This is a genomic window from Thermobifida fusca YX (assembly GCF_000012405.1).
Lineage (GTDB): Bacteria > Actinomycetota > Actinomycetes > Streptosporangiales > Streptosporangiaceae > Thermobifida > Thermobifida fusca.
In genome coordinates this window covers 1,730,068-1,752,171 of record NC_007333.1, presented here as the reverse complement: position 1 = coordinate 1,752,171, position 22,104 = coordinate 1,730,068, and the positions used below count along the sequence as shown (strand labels likewise).

The 22,104-nt window shown below is 66.7% G+C and carries 23 protein-coding genes; 13 read left to right on the top strand and 10 right to left on the bottom strand.

The window, feature by feature from the left end; all coding sequences use genetic code 11:
* Window positions 1–368: 368 nt before the first annotated feature.
* Both TFU_RS07520 and TFU_RS07515 read left to right on the top strand, forming a co-directional pair.
* Complete coding sequence (locus tag TFU_RS07520) at window positions 369–1,094, top strand: Mut7-C RNAse domain-containing protein (RefSeq protein ID WP_011291950.1); 726 nt, start codon at window positions 369–371, stop codon at window positions 1,092–1,094.
* A 444-nt stretch (window positions 1,095–1,538) separates the two neighbouring features.
* Window positions 1,539–2,945 carry a uracil-xanthine permease family protein gene (locus TFU_RS07515; protein WP_011291949.1) on the top strand — a complete coding sequence of 469 codons (1,407 nt, stop codon included), beginning with the start codon at window positions 1,539–1,541 and terminating at the stop codon, window positions 2,943–2,945.
* Window positions 2,946–3,200: 255 nt separating this feature from the next.
* Here the strand turns inward: TFU_RS07515 and TFU_RS07510 are convergent, their stop codons facing one another.
* Window positions 3,201–3,557: a hypothetical protein gene (locus tag TFU_RS07510; protein WP_011291948.1), complete on the bottom strand. Its 357-nt coding sequence runs from the start codon at window positions 3,555–3,557 to the stop codon at window positions 3,201–3,203.
* 294 nt (window positions 3,558–3,851) lie between these two features.
* Here TFU_RS07510 and TFU_RS07505 point away from each other — a divergent pair, with 294 nt between their 5' ends.
* Together TFU_RS07505 and TFU_RS07500 are read left to right on the top strand one after the other, a co-directional pair.
* Window positions 3,852–4,286 carry a hypothetical protein gene (locus TFU_RS07505; protein WP_155983539.1) on the top strand — a complete coding sequence of 145 codons (435 nt, stop codon included), beginning with the start codon at window positions 3,852–3,854 and terminating at the stop codon, window positions 4,284–4,286.
* Window positions 4,287–4,571: 285 nt separating this feature from the next.
* Window positions 4,572–4,877 carry a protease inhibitor I42 family protein gene (locus tag TFU_RS07500; protein WP_011291946.1) on the top strand — a complete coding sequence of 102 codons (306 nt, stop codon included), beginning with the start codon at window positions 4,572–4,574 and terminating at the stop codon, window positions 4,875–4,877.
* Window positions 4,878–4,924: 47 nt separating this feature from the next.
* On the opposite strand, the gene TFU_RS07495 is transcribed toward TFU_RS07500, so the two are convergent.
* Window positions 4,925–6,442: a serine/threonine-protein kinase gene (locus tag TFU_RS07495; RefSeq protein WP_011291945.1), complete on the bottom strand. Its 1,518-nt coding sequence runs from the start codon at window positions 6,440–6,442 to the stop codon at window positions 4,925–4,927.
* Between the two features lie 228 nt (window positions 6,443–6,670).
* Between TFU_RS07495 and TFU_RS07490 the strand changes: the two genes are divergently transcribed.
* The 4 genes from TFU_RS07490 to TFU_RS07475 all read left to right on the top strand — a co-directional run bounded on the left by TFU_RS07490 (window position 6,671) and on the right by TFU_RS07475 (window position 9,799).
* Window positions 6,671–6,919: an acetyl-CoA carboxylase gene (locus tag TFU_RS07490; RefSeq protein ID WP_016188681.1), complete on the top strand. Its 249-nt coding sequence runs from the start codon at window positions 6,671–6,673 to the stop codon at window positions 6,917–6,919.
* 214 nt (window positions 6,920–7,133) lie between these two features.
* Entirely contained in the window at window positions 7,134–8,282 is a 1,149-nt protein-coding gene (locus TFU_RS07485; protein WP_011291943.1) for an acyl-CoA dehydrogenase family protein, read from the top strand.
* 127 nt (window positions 8,283–8,409) lie between these two features.
* On the top strand, window positions 8,410–8,946 hold the full coding sequence (locus TFU_RS07480; protein WP_011291942.1) for a MerR family transcriptional regulator: 537 nt from the start codon (window positions 8,410–8,412) through the stop codon (window positions 8,944–8,946).
* A 103-nt stretch (window positions 8,947–9,049) separates the two neighbouring features.
* Window positions 9,050–9,799, top strand: coding sequence for an HAD family hydrolase (locus TFU_RS07475; RefSeq protein WP_011291941.1), 750 nt, complete (start codon window positions 9,050–9,052; stop codon window positions 9,797–9,799).
* A 34-nt stretch (window positions 9,800–9,833) separates the two neighbouring features.
* Here TFU_RS07475 and TFU_RS07470 read toward each other — a convergent pair whose 3' ends face one another.
* The 8 genes from TFU_RS07470 to TFU_RS07435 all read right to left on the bottom strand — a co-directional run bounded on the left by TFU_RS07470 (window position 9,834) and on the right by TFU_RS07435 (window position 17,420).
* Window positions 9,834–10,442 carry a hypothetical protein gene (locus TFU_RS07470; RefSeq protein WP_011291940.1) on the bottom strand — a complete coding sequence of 203 codons (609 nt, stop codon included), beginning with the start codon at window positions 10,440–10,442 and terminating at the stop codon, window positions 9,834–9,836.
* A gap of 80 nt (window positions 10,443–10,522) precedes the next feature.
* Window positions 10,523–11,779 (bottom strand): MFS transporter, encoded by a 1,257-nt coding sequence (locus TFU_RS07465; protein ID WP_011291939.1) that lies wholly within the window; start codon window positions 11,777–11,779, stop codon window positions 10,523–10,525.
* Between the two features lie 393 nt (window positions 11,780–12,172).
* Entirely contained in the window at window positions 12,173–12,955 is a 783-nt protein-coding gene (locus TFU_RS07460; RefSeq protein WP_011291938.1) for a methylated-DNA--[protein]-cysteine S-methyltransferase, read from the bottom strand.
* Complete coding sequence (locus tag TFU_RS07455) at window positions 12,948–13,496, bottom strand: RNA polymerase sigma factor (protein WP_227480866.1); 549 nt, start codon at window positions 13,494–13,496, stop codon at window positions 12,948–12,950. Before TFU_RS07455 ends, TFU_RS07460 begins: the two co-directional genes overlap by 8 nt.
* A gap of 108 nt (window positions 13,497–13,604) precedes the next feature.
* A complete protein-coding gene (locus TFU_RS07450; RefSeq protein ID WP_011291936.1) occupies window positions 13,605–14,393 on the bottom strand; it encodes an ABC transporter ATP-binding protein in 789 nt (262 codons plus the stop codon).
* The gene (locus TFU_RS07445) at window positions 14,377–15,426 is read right to left on the bottom strand and encodes a taurine ABC transporter substrate-binding protein (protein WP_011291935.1); all 1,050 of its coding nucleotides are present in this window, start codon (window positions 15,424–15,426) and stop codon (window positions 14,377–14,379) included. Before TFU_RS07445 ends, TFU_RS07450 begins: the two co-directional genes overlap by 17 nt.
* A 36-nt stretch (window positions 15,427–15,462) precedes the next feature.
* A complete protein-coding gene (locus TFU_RS07440) occupies window positions 15,463–16,329 on the bottom strand; it encodes an ABC transporter permease (protein ID WP_011291934.1) in 867 nt (288 codons plus the stop codon).
* On the bottom strand, window positions 16,326–17,420 hold the full coding sequence (locus TFU_RS07435; RefSeq protein ID WP_011291933.1) for an LLM class flavin-dependent oxidoreductase: 1,095 nt from the start codon (window positions 17,418–17,420) through the stop codon (window positions 16,326–16,328). Before TFU_RS07435 ends, TFU_RS07440 begins: the two co-directional genes overlap by 4 nt.
* Before the next feature lie 543 nt (window positions 17,421–17,963).
* Here TFU_RS07435 and TFU_RS07430 point away from each other — a divergent pair.
* The 5 genes from TFU_RS07430 (at window position 17,964) to sfnG (ending at window position 22,063) form a co-directional block, all read left to right on the top strand.
* Entirely contained in the window at window positions 17,964–18,425 is a 462-nt protein-coding gene (locus tag TFU_RS07430) for a winged helix-turn-helix domain-containing protein (protein WP_155983538.1), read from the top strand.
* A 59-nt stretch (window positions 18,426–18,484) separates the two neighbouring features.
* Window positions 18,485–19,651, top strand: coding sequence for an LLM class flavin-dependent oxidoreductase (locus TFU_RS07425; RefSeq protein ID WP_011291931.1), 1,167 nt, complete (start codon window positions 18,485–18,487; stop codon window positions 19,649–19,651).
* A 20-nt stretch (window positions 19,652–19,671) separates the two neighbouring features.
* Window positions 19,672–20,214 (top strand): NAD(P)H-dependent oxidoreductase, encoded by a 543-nt coding sequence (locus TFU_RS07420; RefSeq protein WP_011291930.1) that lies wholly within the window; start codon window positions 19,672–19,674, stop codon window positions 20,212–20,214.
* 37 nt (window positions 20,215–20,251) lie between these two features.
* Window positions 20,252–20,776, top strand: coding sequence for a flavin reductase family protein (locus TFU_RS07415; RefSeq protein ID WP_011291929.1), 525 nt, complete (start codon window positions 20,252–20,254; stop codon window positions 20,774–20,776).
* 129 nt (window positions 20,777–20,905) lie between these two features.
* Window positions 20,906–22,063: a dimethylsulfone monooxygenase SfnG gene (gene sfnG, locus TFU_RS07410; protein ID WP_011291928.1), complete on the top strand. Its 1,158-nt coding sequence runs from the start codon at window positions 20,906–20,908 to the stop codon at window positions 22,061–22,063.
* Window positions 22,064–22,104: the final 41 nt, after the last annotated feature.

Below are 22,104 nucleotides of genomic sequence, written 5' to 3'. Positions count from 1 at the left end.
TTCTAATGATGAACATATTAGGTGAATGGCAGACCACCCAGACCAAGTCCCACCCTCACAAGCCCAACAACCCTGCACCCTCAGAAATCCCGCAACCAGAAACCCCCCATGTCCCGCACTCCCGACACCCCCACAACCTCAAACCCACCACCGCAACAGAAACCCCACGCCGACAACGTCGCCGCCCTCACCCTGGCCGCCGCCGACCACTCCGACCTTCCCCTGCTCTACTCAGCCGAAGCCGCAAGAACTGACGAGCACCTTGCCTACGGCGGCCGCTTCACCACGCCCCAGCCCCGCCACCGGTCAGCTAAATCGAAAACCGCCAAACCATTCGCCCACCCCACACGCAATGGCATGCTGACAACATGCAACACGCATCGATAACGCTACGGTTTGACCCCACACTGCGGCCGCTCCTCGCCCCCCGCAACCGCACCGACCTCCTCCACGTCAACCACGACCCGGCCGCATCCCTGAGCCACGTGGTGGAATCACTGGGCGTACCCCTCACCGAAATCGGTGAACTGCGCATCAACGGCACCACTGCCTCCCCCTCCCAGCACCCTCAACCCGGCGACCTCATCGAAGTACTCACCGTCCCGAAGCCCCAACCGGTGCCTTTCTCCCCCATCCGGTTCATCCTCGACGTCCACCTCGGCACCCTGGCCCGGCGGCTACGCCTCCTCGGCGTGGACACCGTCTACTACACCCACCGTGACGACCCTGCACTCGTCCAGCAGGCCAACGAAGAGCAACGGATCCTCCTCACCCGCGACCGCGGCATCCTGTACCGCAAAAACCTGCGTGCCGGCGGGCACATCTACGCCAGCAACCCCGACGAGCAGCTCTTCGAAGTACTCGACCGCTACGCACCCCCGCTTGCCCCCTGGACCCGATGCCTCACCTGCAACGGCCCCCTAGCCCAAGTCGACAAAGACAACATCGCCGACCAGCTCCCTGCAGGCACACGAGCCACCTACGACACCTTTGTCCAATGCACCGAATGCCGCCAAATTTATTGGCCAGGAGCCCATCACGCACGGCTCACCCAGATCATCGAAGCAGCTCAGAAACGTGTTGCCGCGATTTGATGAGTTGGTCTTGTTGTTTGTGTTTGGAGTTGTTGCTGTTTGTATAGTTCTTAACCGCCACCTTTACATCGTAGATTTATAGATATGACCGCCTACCACCCCACCCCTGGCGGGGAACCTCATGCTCAGCGCTGTCCGCCCTCCTCACCCCGGGACTACAGACTGAAAACAACCGATCATCCCCCGTAGGGTGACCGTGTCGATACCTCACCGCGATCCCGCTGACACGCGGCCATGTCGAACTGTGGGAGGGTGAGCTTCTCCCCTTGCGGGAGCTCGCCCGCGTTGCCGCAACGGAGCGGCACCGCGTCTGGGCTCCCGCTCCCCGGGGCACCACCTCCCCCGCGAGAGACCTCCTGTTCGTGGGCGTTTGCTGCTCCGTTCACGGAACAGGCCTGCCGGGAGCCCTCACTCCTGTCCTTGCCATCTCAATAGGGAGGCGGTATGCAGCCCGGCTCGCATCAGAACCCCCAAGGGGACACCGATGTCCCCTCCCCCGCCCCAGCAACCGGACCCAGGAACGGGCTGTCCGCGGGACTCACCACCCTCAGCCTCGGCATCCAGCACGTCGTCGCTATGTTCGGGGCCACCTTCGTCTTCCCCCTCCTCATGGGCCTGGACCCCAACCTGGCCATCATGATGTCGGGGATTTGCACCATCCTCTTCCTGCTGATCGTCAACGGTAAAGTCCCCAGCTATCTCGGCAGCAGCGCTTCCTTCGTCGCCGCAGCCGTCATCATCGCCGCCGACGGTGGCGGCCCCGCCACGATCACCGGAGCGGTTCTCGTCACCGGTGTGGTGCTCGCACTCGCCGGTTTCGTCATCCACCTGCTCGGCCCCAACGCCATCGTCCGCGCGTTCCCACCCGCAGTCACCGGCGGGGTCGTCATGCTCATCGGGTTCAACCTGGCCCCCGTAGTCTCCGAGTCCTACTGGCCGTACGACCAGTGGACTGCGCTGCTCACCATGGCCTTCGTGATCCTGGCGACGGTCGTGCTGCGCGGCTTCCTCAGCAGGATCACCGTTCTGCTCGGGTTGGTGTTCGGCTTCGTCCTCTCCTGGGTCTTCGACCGGCTCTTCGGTATGACCCCGACCCCGCAGGAGGACGGCAGCGTCAAAGACGCCTTCCGCGTCGACCTGTCCGGTGTTGCTGACGCTCCCTGGTTCGGCCTGCCGGAGTTCCACGCCCCGGAATTCCACCTCTCCGCCATCCTGGTGGCGCTGCCCGCCGTGATCGCCCTCATCGCGGAGAACGCCGGCCACGTCAAAGCGGTGCAGGAGATGACCGGCAACGACCTCAACCCCTACATGGGTCGGGCGATCTTCGCCGACGGTGTGGCCACAGCGCTGGCGTCCTCGGTGGGAGGCGCACCCACCACGACCTACGCCGAAAACATCGGGGTTATGGCGATCACCCGCGTCTACTCCACCGCCCCCTACTATGTGGCTGCAGTAATCGCGATCCTGATCGGCCTGTGCCCCAAGTTCGGTGCCCTGGTCTATGCCATCCCGCAAGGGGTGATCGGTGGGATCACCGTCATCCTGTACGGCATGATCGGCCTGCTCGGCGCGAAGATCTGGGTGGAAAACCAGGTCAATTTCGCTGACCCGCTGGTATTGGTGCCGATTGCGGCCGGATTGATCGCTGGAATCGGCAATGTCTCTCTCGTCTTCACCGACGGATTCCAGATCAGCGGCATTGCGCTGGGCACGATCGTCATCCTCGCGGGCTACCACCTGCTCCACGCGCTAGCGCCACGGTCGAAGACACATGCGGCTCCTTCCCCCGGTGCTCCTGCCGGTTCCGGTGCAGAGGGCGGAAAAGCAGAACAGCACGCTGTGCAGGACTAGCGGAATGTGTGGTGCGGGCCGGAAAGAGTCCGGCCCGCACTTCGACGGCTGTGGGCAACCTGCGAGACACCATTCCCGCTCCCGGACGGTTCCCACGCAGGAGAGTGGTCGGGTATTGCGGGCGTCCCGGTAGAGGGCTCGTCCCCTACGAACGCCCTTGCACCGGTGCTCTCCTGTGCCGTCGATTCCCGGCTGGGCCGGGGAGGAACCGGTCCAGCCGCGCTCCGGGGTCATCTCCATTCAGCGCAGTACGTGTCAGCGCAGATGCGGGAACAGAGACGGACCCGCACATCTTTGACGGGGCGAGGAACAGAAGCGCCCCTTGGTTTCCCCGTTGTTGACGGTGAGGAAGTTGCCTGGGGCATGCTGTGTGCCGCCGTCCCGCTCTGTGGCGGCCACCGTCACGTACGAGGTGGACATGTGTTCCGGTCCGCCGTGTGCTGTGCGGTGCACGACGGTGTGCCTGGTGCGGTCCCAGCCGATTCCCCCGCGGCCCCAGGAGTCCATGAGACTGATGGCGATGACGCGGGTTGCTGCTGCGGGCACTGCACTTAGGGCGGCAGCAATGGCAGCGACGAATGCCGCTATCCCGCCGTGCTTCATTGTGCTCAATCCACTCCTCCGGGACCGCCGGATCCTCTGCTGTGCCGCCGCCTTTCCAACGGCGCCACCATCCAACCTAGAGAGCGGAGCCGTTCTTCGAAGCCACTTTCCCTAATTTTGACGTTTCAGAAAAACCGCGTTTCTCGATTATCCATTTATGGTTTGCTTTGCACGACAGAGCAGACATTGCAGAGCAAACAGCACAAAAGAAAAGATGTGTCATCGGGTAGCGCGGAACCGCGGCAGGTCTTCGGGAGTCTTTGTCGTAGAGTTCTCGTCCTATCGCCGCAGAGATGAGGAAACGTGACGGAAATCTCCCAGGAACTGACATCTTTAGCGACCAGCGGGGCCGCAGCGCTGGTGCAGGCCATGACCACTGATCTTTGGTCAACAGTGCACGACCGAGTGGCCGCACTATTCGGCGGAGACCAGGGGGTGGCAGCCGAACTCGATCAGACTCGCAGCGATGTCCTCGAGAAGACCCTGCCAGACGAAGACGCCCGCACAGAATGGCGTAACCGGCTGCGCCGTCTACTCCGCAACAACCCGGAGGCGGCCGCCGAGCTGCGGGTGATCCTCAACGAGTTGAAATACGAGGAGCCAGCGTCCAGCCAGGTGACCAACCAGATCTACGGCAATGTCACCGGGACGGCTTTCCAGGGACACACGTTCTACGGCGGGATTGTCTACCGGGGCGGTCCTTCCGACGGTTCGGGCTCTGTTTCGCACTCCCAGTGAGGGGTGTCGTGCCCTGGTCCGCGGACTGCCTTGGTGAGTGTGCGGGGCAGGCGTCGGCTCACCGCGGTGCCGCCCCGCACTCCTCCCGTGGCCCGTTCTCACGGCCCTTGCCCGGCATGTTTCCGCTTTGTGCGGCACGGCCAATACCGGTGCTCCGCTCCCACACACGAGAGTTTCTTCTCACAAGGGGTGAACGGGATGAATTTCTTTTTCTTACTGAAAAGAGGACGAATGTAGAGCTGGCGGGGATGGTTCCTTGAGGGGGAGGGCTCGTAAGGTGCGGTTATGGCTGAGGTTCAAGTGACGGACAGCGGGCGAGTGACCTCTCGCGTGGGAGACACTGTGGTGGTCCGGCTTCCGGAGAATGCCGCCACGGGGTACGTCTGGTCAGTGGCGAGCCTGGGGGACGGACTGTTGTTGGAAGAAGACAGCGGCTCGCCCGTGGGCAGCCTTTCCGGTGGTGCTCCCGGGGAGCATGTGGTGCGCGTCCAGGCTGAAGAACCGGGGACGTGGCATATCGACCTGCAGTTGGCCCGCGGTTGGGAGGCGGGGCCGGCCGAGGAGAAGCGCATCACGGTCGAAGTGTCGTGAGCTTCGCCGCTAGGGCGTGCCTGCGAGGGGCACCGCCGCGGCCGCGCTCATCCACTGATCCGCTGCAGGCTTTCCCGCACCTTCACTGTGTCGGGGTGGTCCGGACCGTAGTGCTGCTCCAGGTCGTCGAGTAGCTCCAGGAGTGTACGCCGGGCTCCCCCGGTGTCCCCTGCCCCGAGCTCCATGAGTCCGATCTGGCGGCGCAGATTCAGGGTGCGCTGGTCGTAGGGGCCGTAGCTGGCCTGCTGGTCGGCGAGCAGTGCACGGAGCAGGCGCAACGCTTCTGTGGTCTGTCCCATGAGGGCATGGCAAGTGGCTTCTCTGTGCCGGTAGTGCAGCACCTGTTCGTCGTCGGGACCGCGGTGGTGCGCGAGAACCTGGTGGAGTTCGGCGAATATGGGGACTGCTTTGCGGTAGTCGCTGTCTTTGAACAGCACTTCAGCAAGCTCCCCGCGCAGAGTGAGTACCTGCGGGTCGTCTGGGGCGAGAGCGGGAACCACTGCGGAGAGCACTGCTTCCAGCAGTGTCGCCGCTTGGTTGTAGCGCGCTTCGTGAGCGAACGCCACGGCCACTTGGCGGACCTGGTCCAAGTCGACGGGGCCGCCGCGGGTCTTTCGCGGGATAGTGGGGCCAACCGTGTCGGTCATAGAGCCGACTACGGCGGAGTAGAGGTGGATCGGGTTGCTGCCTTCGGCCACCGTGCCGGGGAGGAAGCCTGCGCCCTGGGTGAACGGCAGTAGGGCGCGGCATACTTCGACGGCGTCTGCGGGCCGGTCCGCGGGGTGTTTCTCCAGCAGGCGCAGCACGAGCCGGTCTATTTCCTCTGGCACCTCGGGGCGTGTCGTGCGCACCGACGGGGCAGGCTCGTTGACTTGGCGGTGGAAGACTTCGTACTCGGTGCGCCCGTCGAACAGGCGCTGGCCGGTGAGCAGTTCGTGCATGACCAGTCCGAGCGTGTACAGGTCGCTTTGCGGCCCGAGAGTGGCTCCTTGGACCTGTTCGGGGGACATGTAGGAGGGGGTGCCGAGGAGGGTTCCAGTCCGGGTGAGGCGTGAGACGTCCGGGTCGTGGAACATCGCTAGCCCGAAGTCCAGGACTTTGATGGTGCCGTCGTGGCACAGCATGAGGTTGGACGGTTTGAGGTCGCGGTGGAAGATGCCGCGTTTGTGTGCTGCGGCGAGTACCGCGGCGACTTGCGCGGCAGCGGATGCCACCCAGGAGACCGGGATGTCTTCGTGTTCATCGATGATGTAGTCGAGGGAGATTCCTTCAACGAACTGCATCACCATGAACGGGCGAGAGCCGACGCGGGGGTCGTCGAAGACGCCGACATCGTGGATGGCGGGTGCACCTGGGTGTTCGAGTCGGGCCATGATGCGCGACTCGTGGAGGAAACGCTTCACCAGCGTCTCATCGTGCTGGCCGAAGGGGAAGCGGATGAGTTTGACGGCGACCTTGCGGTCCAGTCTTCGGTCGTGGGCGCGGTAGACCTCCCCCATTCCGCCTTCACCGATCGGCATCGATTCCAGTTCGTACCGGTCGTCGATGACCGTCTGTTCCGCCACCACGCAACCTTCCTGCACGCCCGTACTTGGGGGCAAAGTTACACCGTATGCGACAAACCGGGACGTTTCTTTCTGGGAGAACGCCATGCGGGAATGCCGTAACCGTTCCGGTTCATGGGGCTTTTCGGGGAACGGGTAGTTGAGCGGAAATTTTACGGCTCTGGCGGACAGGGTACCGGCAGGCCGGGTAGCGCAACGGGCATCCGACGGTCGATGCAAGGAGCAGGCATGCCAGCGACCCGGGTGATCACATCCCCGGTCTCCGGTCACTTCTACCGGCGCCCTAAGCCCGATGCGCCGCCCTTTGTGGAGGAAGGCCAGCGGGTTGAGGCTGGACAGACCATCGGAATGGTGGAAGCAGCAAAGCAGTTCACTGAGGTCAAGTCGGTTTCTTCCGGGACACTCGCTGAATTCGCGGTGCATGACCGCCAGAAGCTGGCGGAAGGGGACACTATCGCGCGTATTGCTGAACCGTAGGGTTTAAGCCGGCTCCGCGCTGGTCCGTCCAGCAGGGGGCGCTGGGCTGTTGTGCCGGGCCGGGACAGCCCTTCCCCTGTCGGCGGGTCATGCCCGCACCGGCCGGCAGCGTTCAAGGGCGTAGCGGTTGGGCCAAGGGTGGGGCGAGACCGTCCGCAGCAGGAGGGCAGGGAAGAATGGATCGGACGGTAGTCCACGGCCTGGGAAAGCTGCGATGGAACGCACACTCTTCGAACCCGCTCACGTCGAGTTCCGGGATGCGGTGCGGGAGTTTCTCCGGCGTCACGCTGTCCCCCACTATGCACGGTGGGAGGCGGAAGGCATCGTTGACCGGGAGCTGTGGCGGCAGGCGGGTCGTGCCGGTTTTCTGGGGACGGCTATCCCTGCCGCGTACGGTGGCGGGGGTGAACCGGATTTCCGCTACAACGCGATTCTCACCGAGGAGTGTGCGCGTGCCGGGATGCTCTCGCTGAGCTCCGGTTTCGGGGTTCACAACGATGTGGTCACCCCCTATCTGCTGTCGCTGGCTTCCGAGGAGCAGAAGCAGCGTTGGCTTCCCGGACTGTGTTCCGGGGACCTGGTGACCGCGATTGCGATGACCGAGCCGGGGGCGGGCAGCGACCTCAAAGCGGTGCGCACTACCGCGGTCCGGGACGGCGATTCGTATGTGCTCAACGGCACGAAGACGTTCATCACCAATGGGATCCACGCGGATTTGGTGATCGTCGTCGCGAAGACTGATCCGTCGGCCCAGGCCCGCGGCATCAGCCTTGTGGTGGTGGAACGCGGCATGCCGGGGTTCCGCCGGGGTCGTAACCTCGCCAAGGTGGGGCTGCACGCCCAGGACACTGCCGAACTTGTTTTCGAGGATGTGCGGGTTCCCGCGGCCAATCTTCTCGGTGAGGAGAACCAGGGGTTCGGCTATCTGATGCGTAATCTGCCGCAAGAGCGGCTGTCGATCGCGGTGATCGCGGTCGCTGCGGCACGCGCCGCTGTGGAGTGGACGATCCGGTACTGTCGGGAGCGTACAGCGTTCGGCCAGGAGATCGGCCGTTTTCAGCACAACAAGTTCCAGTTGGCGGAAATGGCCACCGAGGTGGATATCGCCCAGACCTATGTCGACCGGGCGGTCCTCGCCCACAACGCGGGCAGGCTGAGCCCTGTGGATGCGGCCAAAGCCAAATGGTGGACCACTGAGTTGCTGAAGCGGACCGCTGACACGTGTCTGCAACTGCACGGGGGCTACGGATACATGGACGAGTATCCGATTTCCCGGTTGTGGCGGGATGCCCGGGTGCACACGATCTTCGGGGGGACGACGGAGATCATGAAAGAGATCATCGGCCGTGATCTCGGTTTTTGAGTCTGGGAATCATCCGGCGTTCCGCGCACGTGAGACCTGCCATCCGCCGTGTGGCCGCTGTGCTCCCGCTAAGTTGGACGGTGTTTGACGTGATCCGTTAATTCTCTGAGTGTTTGGGAGTCCACCGATGTCCACGCGCATCTCCTCCGGGGCGGCGCGGACGTCCTCGTCTGCGTCTCCTGAGCAGCAGGACGCTTCTGCGCCGTCGTCCGGTACTGCCCGGAGCCTGCTCAGTATCGGCGAGCTCGCACGGCGCGCCCAGGTTTCTCCCCGCACGATCCGCTACTACGAGGAGCTGGGGATCCTTCCCACGCCCCAACGCACGGCCGGTGGGAGCCGCCGATATCCGCCGGAGTACCTCTCCTATGTCCAGGGGGCGCTGCTCCTCAAGGAGTTGGGTTTCTCCCTGGAAGAGGTGCGGGAGCTGTGCCAGGGGACGCAGGAGCGCACCGGTGAGGCTTCCGCGCGCACCCATGCCATGCTCGCCACCAAGATGGCCGTGCTGGAACAGCGGATTCGGCTGCTCTCCCGGTTGCACGACCTCATTCGCGCAGCCGCTGAAGGCGGCGGGGAGGCGAACAGCGGTGCCGCGGAGCTGCTGCGCCTGCTGGGAGAGGAAGCCCAGGCCGCCGGTTCCGCCTCCTCCCCCACGGGTCAGCGTTAATACCGCTCCCTCAGGCATGGGGAGCGGTCCGCGCCCAGAGCTGGGCGGGGAACGTCTCCGACACTGCGGCTACGTGGGGGGGTAGGCTGCCCTCTCCCCCGCCATGGTGGGGCGGTATGAGACCATCGGCACCGTGACCACCATCCCCTCCCCTTGTCTTGTCCTGTGGGATATCGACCGCACCCTCCTCACCGTGGGCACGGTCAGTCAGGAGCTGTATGCGCACGCCTTCGCTTCCGTCGTGGGCCGTTTCCCGGAGGCGGTGGCGGAGATGGCGGGACGCACCGAGCTCGCCATCATCACGGAGACGCTGCAGCGCAACGGGATCAGGCCGTGCCCCGACCTGGTCTCCCGGTTCTCTGCAGCGCTCGTCCAGGCGGCGGAGAAACTGCGTCCGCGGATGCGCGAAGTGGGACGTGCGTTGCCTGGTGCTGATGCGGCGCTTCAGGCCCTGCACCGGCTTGGCGCTGTGCAGACGGTGGTCACAGGCAATATCCGGGATCTGGCTGCAGCGAAGCTCGCTGCGTTCGGTTTGGCCGGGTATCTCGACTTGTCTCTCGGCGGCTACGGGGACCAGAGTGTCGACCGGGCGGACCTGGTGCGTTGGGCGATGGCCCGGGCCGGGGAACGGCACGGGCCGTTCGATTCTGCGAGCGTGGTGGTGGTCGGCGACACCCCGCACGACATCCGCGGCGCCCACGACGCGGGCGTGCGGGCGGTCGGGGTGGCGACCGGGCGCAGCAGCCGCGCTGATCTTGCTGCTGCGGGAGCGGACGCCGTGCTCGATGACCTGACGGACACGGCCGCGGTCGTCCGGCTTCTCACCGGGACCGGGGAGCTGCGGCTCCCTTGATCCGGGGGAACAGGCGCGCTGCGGGATTTCGTGGTCAATGCAGGAGCGCGAAGACTGTGCCGCACACCACCGCCCCTTGGAGTGCGCCCGCAACGACTTGGGCGACCGTGTGGTGATCGAGTTCGACCCGCGACCAGGCGACGAGCGCGACCGCGGGAGCGGCCACTCCCCACATGAGCCCGTAGGTGAACGCGAGCGCAGTGGCGACCCCGGCAGCGCTTGTCGTGTGCACGGAGATCTTCCACCACCTGTTCACCACACTGGTGCTGACGAGTCCGGCCAGGATGGCGACGACCAGGGCCAGGACGATGCGGGGGGCGTCCAGCAGGAGCAGTACGGCGCAGCCGGTGAGGGCACAGCCGGTGGCGATGAGGAACGGCACCGTGCGCTGCCGGCGGTCTCTCAAGTGGTGGTCCTGCCAGTAGCCGCGTCGGACTCCGAGGAACAGCACGATGTAGGGGACGGCCACGCAGCAGAGGGCAGCAAAGAGCCCCCAGCCGACACCGGTGAGGCTGCGGGTGCCGGTCCAGCCGACTAAGGGCAGGGCAACCGTGACCAGAACTCCAGGGGAGAGTACTTCGCCGACGAGTACTGCTACGCGGCGCCGCAAGGCGCGCAACGGAGCTGGGGTGATTCCGGTCACGTTCGGTCCTATTCTTGTGGTTCAGGGATGGTGGGACACTGGGCACCCTAGACGCAATTGTGCTGCCATTGGGGCCGGTGTCACTGGGTCGCAGGACCATCGTGCCAGTCGGGCGCTGAGACGGTTTTCTCCACGCTCCTGTGCGCTGCGGGGGATGGCTGTTTCGCGGTTTCGCGGTGGGCGGGGTCGAGGTCTCCGCCTACTGCGACCACGGCTGCGGCCGCCAAGAGGCACAGTCCGCAGCCGATCCAGAAGATCGCCGCGGAGTAGCCGGGGACGACGAGGGGCACGGTCACACCGATCACGGAGCCGAGGTGGAAGATGGCCACGAATGCGCCGATTCCGCCGGAGACGCCTGCACGGGTGACCTGGCCAAGCATGACCACGGCGATGCTTTGGAATCCGGCGGTGAACACGGCGTAGAGCACCTGGGCGGTGAGGAGTCCGCCGTATCCGGTGCCCACCGCGACGAGGAGGAACGACAGGGTGCCGATCACGCAGACCCCGACGAGGGTGCGCACGCTGCCGTATCTTTCGGCGGCGGTGGCGAGGGGGACCAGGACGAGGATCTCCACGAAGGCGGTGAGGGCGAACAGGCTGGGGATGACGGATTCCGCGATGCCTGCGCTCAGGGCGTAGAGCGGCAGGTAGACCTGACGAAGGTTGTCGGCGCCGCGGAGCAGGAAGACCGCGGCCACGGCCAGGGCCACCAGCCACCATTCTTTCTTGCGGCCGCGGGCTGCCGGGTCTTCGGGTGTGGTCGGCTTGGGGTGGGCGACCGCGGGGAGGGTGACGCTTATCAGCAGGATGAGCCCGTAGAGGGCCATGCCTCCGTAGATGGGGTGGAAGAGCGGGCCCAGGGTTTGTTCGGCGAGGAACATGGCGGAGGCGAGGCCGAGCCCGGCAATGTAGCCGATGATGAATACGGTGCGTACCAGGCTCATGACGCGGGCTTCGGAGCGGGTTCCGTTGTCGAGTAGCGCCACGAAGGACGGGTAGATGAGGCTGCCGACAGCGATGCCGCAGGCGGCAGGGTAGATCGCCCACCCGGGGGTGGGGGCGGCGAGGAAGGCCGTTCCGGCGAGGCCGAGGGTGGCGCCGAGGGCGATCCCGGTCCGGTACCGCCCGTGTCGGCGGCACCATCCGCCTCCGAGGAGGCTGGCCGCCATGGCGGCGAGGGCGAACAGCACGTAGAAGATGACGATCTCTGGTTTGGTGGCGCCGCGCTGGTCGAGCAGTAGTGGCAGGACCACCGTGGAGAGGCCGGCGAAGGCAGCGGCGTTGAAGACACCGAGGATGAGCCGGCCTATGCCGGATGTTTCCCGCGCAATTCCCACACGAATTCCCCCGTTCCCGGGTCGGGCTTCTGTTGCGGCGGCAGACCGGTGGTGGTCTGGCCGGAATCAGTCCTGATGTAGTCGGGGCGTACGGCCTAGGCGAATGATGATCCCTTATTTGGGAGCGCTCCCACGCCTAGGGGTGCTTCACCGGCGACAACAAAGCATTCAGCAGGATCCCCGTGGGACACAGCTCTACCACACCAAGGAGAGGTAGGGCCACCAATTCGCTGTTCTATTCTGTTCGTTCCTGTCTGTTGTGTCGGCTTCACCGGGAACACCCGCGTTTTCCGCCCGCCGCCAGCGTGGATCCCGGTGGAAAATCCCCCGTTCTTCCCGTTCGCCCTTCCCCCAACAAGGTCGGTCTCCGGAACGGAAGCGCTTCCCGCCGTGTCACCGCTCTTCGTCGCGGGACAGCCCTGGGGCTGGCGTCGCTACCGTGGGAGCGGGCTGGCAGTGCTGGCAAGGGCGGTATCCCGCGGCAGCGGCCTCGGCGAAGGTACGGAACCCTTTCCGGTGGGGCGGGGTGATTCGGCGGGCGTGGCGGCACGTCGGATGGCACACGATTCCGGTGGTGTCACTAGCCACGTAGAAGATGCCGCGCCGGGCCAGCGTATGCAGCTCCTCGAGATTGGTGCCCTCGTCGTGCAGCAGGCGGTGCTTGACTTCAGCCCCGAAAATGTACTCGCCGGGGGAACCGTCGGAGCGGACCACACGGTGGCAGGGGATCAGCACGGGGACCGGATTGGTGGCCAGCGCCGTGCCCACCGCGCGCACTGCTCTAGGCCGGTTGATCTTCTGGGCGATCCAGGCATAGGGGCGCACTTCACCCCGCGGGATGGTCCGAGTGGCGCGCAGCACCGCAACCTGGAAGTCGGACAGGCCCCGCAAGTCAAAAGTGAGCGTGCTGCTGCGTCCGCGCCGCAGCGCCGACACCAGTCCAGCCGGGGGCCGGGGGGCGCGCACCAGCGGCCGCTGGAAGCGGCGGCGGAACTCTTCGGCTGCTTCGGCTCCGTGCCGCCGGACATAGGCGATGCCGTGGTCGGTGTAGGCGACGAAAAGCTCCCCGATCGGGCTCTCCACGGTGACCCAGCGGGCCACGATCCGGTCGATCAAGTCGGCGGGGGCGTCGACGGCCAGGTCTGCGAGCTGCTGTTCCAATGGTTCTTCACGCATAGCTACCTCCCCGGGTGAGTGCGCGGAGCTTGGCGAGCCCGCGAAAGATGTGGGATTTCGCGGTGCCCTCGGGGATACCGAGGACCGCGGCAACCTCGCTCAGGGACAGGTCGGCCACATACCGCAGCACGATCGCTTCCCGCTGCATGGTGGAGAGCTGGTTGAGCAGTGTGGCAAGCGCCCCGCTGGTCTCGTGGTGTTCGGCGATTTCAGCGACGTCCTGCCGGGGATCAGCGAGGTCGACGTCGTCGGTGAGGGGTGCTGGCGGGGGTTTGCGGGCAGCAGTGCGGGCCCGGTTGCGCCACACGTTCCACAGGATGGTCATCAACCAGGCCCGGGGTCGCATCTGGGAGCGGCGTTCCGGGCCGTAGCTTCCGGCAGCCCGGTATGCCCGCACGAATGTCTCAGCAGCCAGGTCCTCGGCATCCGCCCAGCGGGCGCAGAGCCGCAGCGCGGCCGAGAACACTGCACTGCGATGCTGGTCGTACAGCTCGATGAACCAGCGGTCGGCGTCGTCGGCGGTCTCCGCGATGGTGCTCACACTCTGGTAACCCCGGGCACGCCGGAAAGGTTGCACCCGCACATCGGTTCCCGGCGCGGTCGTGCGCTCTCCCCGGTGCGCGGGTGTTTTCTCTGCTCGTGTCGGTGTTCAGTGGGCCTGGTGGGCGGCGTGGCGCACCGCCTCGGTGATGCGTTCCCTTAGCCGCGCGAAACCGGGTGCTGCCCGGGGATTCTCCTCGTAGGGCAGGTCTGAGCTCTCCTCGAGGATGATCCGGCCGGGGCGGGCGCTGAGGACGATGATCCGGGTGCCGAGGAAGACCGCCTCCTCCACGTCGTGGGTGATGAACACGAGGGTTTTGCGGGTGTGCCGCCACAGCAGGCGCAGTTCTTCTTGCATGCGTTCTCGGGTGAGCGCGTCGAGTGCGCCGAACGGTTCGTCCATGAGCACGATGCCGGGGTCCGGGGCGAGGGCGCGGGCGATGGCGACCCGCTGCTGCATCCCGCCCGACAGCTCGTAGGGGCGCATCCGCGCAGTGTCGGCCAGCCCGACCAGTGCGAGCTGGTGCAGGGCGCGCTCCCGGCGCTCTTTGCGCGGGACGCCTGCCATGCGCAGGCCGAACTCCACGTTGGCGAGCACGCTCAGCCAGGGGAACAGGGTGGGCTGTTGGAAGACGACGCCTCGATCAGGCCCGGGGCCGGTCACGGGTGTGCCGTGGACGGTGAGCGTGCCCCGGGTGGGTTGCTGGAAGCCGGCGATCAGGCGTAGCAGGGTGCTCTTCCCTGACCCGGAGGGGCCCACGACAGCGAGGTGCTGTCCTTGGTCGAGGGAGAGGGTGATGCCGTCGAGTGCGGGGACTGTGCCGTCGCGGCTCGGATAGTCGTGGCCGACCTCTCGCAGTTCCAGGGCGGCGGTCGTGGGGCTAGGGCTCCAGGACACGGGCGACTCCTTGGGGCGCGAGGGCGGTTTGGAAGTCCGCCAAGGCGGGTGCCGCGTCGATCTCCCCTTGGTCGGCGAGGAACTCAGCGGTCAGCCGGAGGTATTCGGCCAGCCGGCCGGGGTGGTCGGGGGTGCCGAGGTAATCGGGGGAGGCTTGTTCTGCGGCGTTGAGGAAGATGAGCTGGTCGATCTGCTTTTCGGCTTCCTCGGCGTCCAGGTTGAGTTCGGCGGCGATGGCTTCGACCGCGGCGGCCTTGTCTTCCTGGATCAGGGCCACGGCCCGGTTCTGCTGCTCTACCCAGGTGGCGAGCGCTTCCGGGTAGGCGGTGGCGAAGTCGGTGCTGACCACGCCGAGGTCTGCGGTGACCTTGCCGCGGTCGGCGAGTTCTCCGCTGGTGATGAGGGTCGTGCCGCCCGCGGCGCGCAGTTGCCCGAGCACCGGGTACCACACGAAGGCCGCGTCGATGTCGCCGCGCTGCCAGGCAGCCAGGATGTCTGGGGGTTCCAGGTCGAGGAGTGTGACGTCGTCGACGGTGAGGCCGGCTTCGTCGAGGGCGGCGATGAGGTGGTAGTGGGTAGTGCTGGCGAAGGGGACGGCGACCGTTGTGCCGGCCAGATCGGCGACCTCGGTGATGCCTTCGACGGCGACGAGGGCTTCGTTGTCGTCGATGACGTCGTGGATCCACGCTACCTGGTAGTCGATGTCGAGAGGCTGGGACAGGCCGCGGGTGACGGGGGCGCTTCCAGCCAAGGCGATGTCGAGTTCTCCAGCGAGGAAGGCGGTGTTGACGTCGCCGCCGGAGTCGAACCTGCTCCAGATGATCTCGGTGTCGGGCAGGGCTTCTTCCAGCCAGCCGTAGTGCTTGACGATGAGGTCTCCGTTGGGGATGGACTGGTAGCCGATGCGCAGTTGGGCGGGGACGCCGTCGGCAGGGTCGGTGCTCTCCTCGGCGGCTGTGCACGCGGAGGCCAGCAGGGTGGCGGCGAGTGCGAGCACCGTGGTCAGGGTGCGGGGGGATCGCGATGAGATCATGGGGTTCTCCTAGGGGGAGCGGATCTGGTGTGCGGGTCAGGTTCGGCCCCGCCAGGGGGCGAGGATGCGGTCGATGCGCTGCAGGATGCCGTCGATGAGCAGCCCGGACAGGCCGATGACGAAGAGTCCGAGGATGACGATGTCGGTCTGGTTGAAGCGCTGGGCTTCGCGGATCATGCCGCCGATACCGGGAAGCCCGTTGACGGTCTCGGCGGCGACGACGGAGGTGTAGGCCACGCCGACCGCGATGCGGACCCCGGTGATCACTTCGGGGAGCGCGTGGGGGAGGACGATCCACAGCGGCAGCCGCCAGGAGCGTGCGCCGAGGGAGCGGGCCGCGTGGAGGTAGTCGGGGCCGACGTTGCGGACCGCGTCAGCGGTGGCCACGGCAACGGGCGGCAGGGAGGCAATGATGAGCAGCCAGATCTTGGGTTCTTCGTTGATGCCGAACCAGATGACGAGCAGGCTGAGGTAGGCCAGTGGGGGCAGGGCACGCACGAAGGAGATGAGCGGCCCCAGCATGACGCGCAGGGCGGGGACCAGTCCGATGAGGAGGCCGAGCAGGATTCCTCCGGCGGTGCCGTATCCGCTGCCGGTGAGGATGCGTCGCATGCTGGCCCACAGGTGTTCGGGCAGGGTGGATCCGCTGAACCCTTCGGTGGTGGTTGCGACGGCCTGCTCCCAGACAGCGTGGGGCGGGGGCAGGATGACCGGGGGCCAGATCTCGGCGCGAGCTACTGCCCACCACAGGAGGAGGAAGCCGCCTACAGCGAGGGCGCGCAGCCCGAGGGAGCGGGCGGCTGCGGAAAGGTGGAAGCGGCTCCGGGTGGAGTTGTCGGAGTTGAGGCGGGTCCCGGAGCCGCGGTCTGTGGGGCCGGTGCGGGGCCGGACGGCAGTGTTCATGGCGTTGGCGCTGCGGTGGCTGCGAGAGTGCGGGGCAGGACGTATTCGCCTACGCGGTAGGCCTCTTCCAGGTGGGGCCAGCCGGAGAGGATGAACTCTTCGATGCCGAGGGCCTGGTAGTCCACGAGACGTTGGGCTACTTCGTCGTAGGAGCCGACGAGCGCGGTTCCTGCTCCTTCGCGGACGAGGCCGATTCCCGCCCACAGGTTGGGGGCGACTTCGAGGGAGCGGGTGGAGCCGCCGTGCAGGCTGGCCATGCGGGCTTGGCCCACGGAGTCCATGCGGGCGTAGTAGCGCTGCATGGCTGCGATGCGCTCGGGGTCCATGCCGTGGAGGAGCCGTTCGGCTTCCCGCCAGGCTTCGGCGGAGGTGTCGCGGGCGATGATGTGCAGGCGGATGCCGAATCGGAGGGTGCGGCCGGCGTTGGCGGCCAGGGTGCGCATTCGGTCGATCCGCTGGGCGACCATGTCCGGCGGCTCGCCCCACATGAGGTAGACGTCGCTGTGGGTGGCGGCGACCTGTTCAGCTGCGGGGGAGGCCCCGCCGAAGTAGATGTCGGGTGCGGGGTCGAGCGGGTCTGCGGGTCCCCACTGTTCCACCTGGTAGTAGCGTCCGGTGAAGTCGACGGGTGCTCCGGTGAGGGAGCGGCGCAGCACGGTGAGGAATTCGGCGGTGCGGGCGTAGCGCTGGTCGTGGTCGAGGAAGTCGCCGTAGGCCCGCTGTTCGACCGGGTCTCCCCCGGTGACGACGTTGACGAGCAGTCGGTTGCCGGAGATGTCCTGGAAGGCCCGCACCTGTTGGGAGAGCAGGGTGGGCAGGATGAAGCCGGGCCGGAAAGCGACGAGGAATTTCAGGTGCTCGGTGTGCTGGCTGAGTGCTGCGCAGATGGTCCAGGGGTCAGGGCAGCCCGCACCGGTGGGGGTGAGAGCCGCGGTGAAACCGGCGCTCTCTGCGGCGCGGGCAACCTGGGCGAGATAGCCGAGGGTGGCCTGGCGCGCAGGCGCGGGGGTGTCACCGGTGTCGAGACGGATCGTGGAGTTGCGGACCGCGTATCCGTCCCCGGTAGTCGGCAGGAACCAGTGGAAACGCATGCGGGAGCCCACCTTTCGCGGAGGCGTCGCACTACAGACAAAACCAACTATATAGGTAGGAAAACTCTGATATGGCACGCCTGCCCAGGATGCGCCTGTCGACCGCCTGCCTGTCGCGACGCAGACACCCTTCCGAAAAGCTCCTTCATTGCAGAGCAACAGGGGCCTCATCGCGCGTTGACACCGCGTTTTTCCTGGGGTGATCGCCAGTCCGTCTGCCAGCTCCCCTGAGGTCTGCCTACCGAAGCACCCTGACCCGGGGTGGCGGCGTCCACAGGCCGGGCAGTGCACCCTGGACCCACCGGGGCGCATTCTGGTGAAGCTTCGGAGCACCGCACTCCCCCGTTCAGACGGCCTGGCAGAGCTCCTCGGCGGGGCGCGCTAGTGCCCCCTGGGGAGGCGGGCCCGCCGCCTGGCGCGCCTGGTCTGCTCCGGGCAGAGAGCCGCGGTGCCCGTGCACAGCCTCCCCTGGCCGCGGAGGTAACAAAAATAAAACCCACTAAACAGGTAGACTTAATTGAGTTATTGGCGCATCATGGTGCCATGCTCACCAGCGACATCCACCGCCCGGTGCGCGACGCTGACGCTGCCTTGCCTCACCGTGACGAGGAGCGGCTCCTCGGCGTCATCCCGCTGACAGACCGGCGCAAAGTCATGGTCGTCGTCGGCCATGTCGTCGAGGCCGCCAACGGTACGGACAGCACCGCCACCGGTCCACTGAACGACGACGCTCTGGTCATCGACCGCGACTCATGGCAAGTGTGGGCGTACGGAAAACCCGTCAGCCTCTCCTACCAGGAATTCCGGCTGCTCGCCCACCTGGCCTCAGCTCCCGGGCGGGTGTTCACCCGCCAAGAACTCCTCGACCAGGTGTGGGATCCCGAAGCGCATACCACGGCCCGCTCGGTGGACGTCCACGTCCACCGGATCCGCCGCAAGCTCGGCGCGCTAGGCGAACGGCTCGTCACCGTGCGGCGGGTCGGTTACGTCTACCGGCCCCGCTGACACCCATCCCAGCCTTCCAGCTCCGCCCTCCTGCTCCGCGCAACAGAAGGACGCCGCTCATGTCCCTGACCTTCCACTGGTTCCTGCCCACGCAGGGCGACAGCCGCGGCCTCGTCGCTGACGGCGACCCGGCAGATGCCTCCGCCTGGCGCTCGCGACCCCCTTCAGCCGGCTACCTCACCCAGATCGCCCGCGCCGCTGAGGACCTGGGCTTCGAAGGCGTGCTCACCCCGACCGGAGCATGGTGCGAGGACGCGTGGATCACCACGGCGATCGTGCTCGGCGCGGTGCAGCGACTGAAATTCCTCGTCGCTTTCCGCCCCGGACTGGTATCGCCCACCTTGGCTGCGCAGATGGCAGCGACCTACCAGCGGCTGAGCGGCGGTCGGCTGCTCCTCAACGTGGTCACCGGCGGAGAAAGCGCAGAGCAGCGCAGCTACGGCGACTTCCTCGACAAGGAAGCGCGCTACGCCCGCACCGACGAGTTCCTCCAGATCGTGACCCGATTGTGGGAGGGGGACACTGTCACCTTCCGCGGCGCGCACCTCACGGTTGAGGAAGCGGTACTCCACCAGCCGCCCCCGCAGCGGCCTCCCCTCTACTTCGGTGGCTCCTCCCCCGCTGCCCTCCGCGTGGCGGCCCGCCACGTCGACACTTATCTGACGTGGGGCGAACCTCCCGCTGCCGTCGCAGAGAAGATCGGCCGGGTCCGGGAACTGGCCGCCCAGGCCGGACGGACCCTCACCTACGGGATCCGACTGCATGTCATCACGCGCGACACCGCGGATGAAGCGTGGCGTGCAGCCGACCACCTGCTGGAACGCCTCTCCCCCGCCACGGTGGCGCAGGTCCAAGCCGGGCTGGTCCGCAGCGAATCCGAAGGCCAGCGCCGCATGCTCGCCCTCCACGGCGGCAGCCGCGAGCGTCTGGAGGTCTCCCCCAACCTGTGGGCCGGGGTTGGGCTGGCCCGCGGCGGGGCAGGAACCGCGCTCGTCGGCAGCCACACCGAGGTGGCCGACCGCATCGAGGAATACCACCGGTTGGGCATCACCGAGTTCATCTTCTCCGGCTACCCGCACCTGGAAGAGGCCTACTGGTTCGGTGAAGGCGTGCTTCCCTTGCTGCGGCAGCGTGGGCTGTGGCGCCCCCCTGCCGCTGATACTGACGCCGCGCCCGTGCACGTACCTTTCGTGGGCAGCCCGCGGCTGTCGGCTCCCGCTTCCTAAGAAACCGAGGAGAAACCACCGTGTCCATCACTGTCCTCGTCGGGAATCCGCGTCCGCAGTCGCGTACCGCCACTGCGGCGCTGACCGCGGCCCGCCACGTAGCGGGCGCACTCGGACTCCCCGGTGACCCCGAACTGGTCGAGCTTGCCCCACTGGCCCCGTCGCTGCTGCTGCCCGGCCCGCCTGCCGAGGTCGCTGCGGCACTGGAGCAGGTGAGCCGGGCCGAGCTGCTCGTCGTCGCGAGCCCGACCTACAAGGCGACCTATACCGGGCTACTCAAGGTCTTCCTGGACTTGCTCCCTAGTGGTGCCCTTGCCGGTGCGACCGCCCTGCCGCTGCTCGTCATGGGCTCTGCGGCGCACACTCTCGCCGTCGAAGTGCACCTGCGCCCCCTGCTTGTCGAGCTCGGCGCGCATGTCCCGTCGCCCGGACTCGCTGTCCTCCACGACACCGTGCCCCGGGACGGATCAGCCAGCCCGGAGCTGGACTCCGTGGTGGCTTCCTGGACGGCTCAGGTCGCCCCCCACATCCGCGCACGCCATCACAGTCGGACAGCCGTGTAGCTGTCGCCGCTGCCAGACCGCACTTCGAGGAGTCTCGATGGGCAATTCCCATACCGCTGTGCGCCCGGCGCAGCGCCCTCCGATCGCCGCGGACCAGTTCCGCCAGCTCCTGCGCCACCACCCTGCCGGGGTCGTCATCGTCACGGCTGACGTGGCGGGCCACCCCGTCGGCTTGACTGCCACGTCCTTCACCAGCGTCAGCCTCGACCCGCCCCTCGTGTCCTTCTATGTCGCCACCACGTCGTCCACGTGGCCTCGGCTGAGCCAGGCCAGCCTCTTCGGCGTGCACCTGCTCAGTGCAGACCAAACCGAGCTGGCCACCCGTTTCGCCGCCAAAGGAGTGGACCGGTTCGCTCCGCCGACCCGTTGGTCCCGCGACCGGGACGGGGTGCCTGCTTTGGACGGGGTGACCGCGCGGCTGGTGTGCTCCCGGGCCGCGACCCGCCTCATCGGGGACCACTGGTTGGTCGTGGGCCGCGTCGTCGCCGGCACAGTCCATGATCCGCGCCGGTCTCCGCTCCTCTACCACCGCGGATCGTTCGGGGGATTCACCCCGTTCTAAAGGGCCGCGTCTCCCTGGGAGGACTGCGGAATACCGTCCCATCCGCCAATAACCTACTTTTCAAGTAGGAAATAAAGACTTGTTTCTGCGTCCGCCCTCCACCAGCACTAGCCGGAAAGGAACACCACCGTGACCGACCAGCCGTCCCAGCCCGCACCGCTGAAGTTCGCCTACTGGGTCCCCAACGTCAGCGGCGGCCTCGTCACCAGCACCATCGAGCAGCGCACCGACTGGAGCTACGACTACAACCGCGAACTCGCGGTCCTCGCCGAGAACAACGGTTTCGACTACGCGCTCACCCAAGTGCGGTACATCGCCAGCTACGGGGCCGACCACCAGCACGAATCCACGAGCTTCAGTCTCGCACTCGCCCTGGCCACCGAGCGGCTGCGCGTCATCGCAGCAGTCCACCCCGGCTTGTGGCACCCGGGTGTCCTCGCCAAGTGGGTCGCCACCGCCGACCACCTCACCCACGGCCGGATCGCGATCAACGTGGTCAGCGGCTGGCTGAAAAACGAGTTCCTCGCGCTCGGCGAACCCTGGCTGGAGCACGACGAACGCTACCGGCGCACCGAAGAGTTCATCCGCTACCTCCGCGCCGCGTGGGAAGGCAGCCCACGCGACTTCGTCGGCGACTTCTACCGGCTGCACGGCTACGACCTCAAACCCAAACCGCTGGACGTGCCCGGCCGGGGACTGCCTGAGATCTTCTTCGGCGGCAACTCCACGGCCGCCCGCGGAACCGCTGGCCGCAACGCCGACTGGTACTTCTCCAACGGCACCGACTTCGAAGGATTCACCGAACAGGTGACCGAGGTCCGAGACCACGCCACCCGGGCGGGACGCACGATCCGGTTCGGCCTCAACGGGTTCGTCATCGCCCGCGACACCGAAGCAGAAGCCCGCGAAGTGCTGCGCGAGATCATCGCCAAAGCCGACCGGCGGGCCGTAGCCGACTTCCGCGACGCGGTCCGCCAAGCCGGAAAGTCCACCGCCGACGGCAAAGGCATGTGGGCTGACTCCACCTTCGACGACCTCGTGCAGTACAACGACGGTTTCCGCACCCGGCTGATCGGCACCCCCGAGCAGATCGCACGCCGCATCGTGGAGTACAAGGCGCGCGGCGCGGACCTGCTCCTCCTCGGATTCCTCCACTACCACGAGGACGTCGCCAACTTCGGTGCCACCGTGCTGCCGATCATCCGCGAACTGGAGCAGAAAGTCGACGAGCGCCTCGCTGAAGGCGCCCCCGTCGCCGAAGCAGTCCGCGCCGCCCAGCACGCCTGACCTGGTCTGTCCCCCGGCCCCGGCGCTCCCGCCGGGGCCGG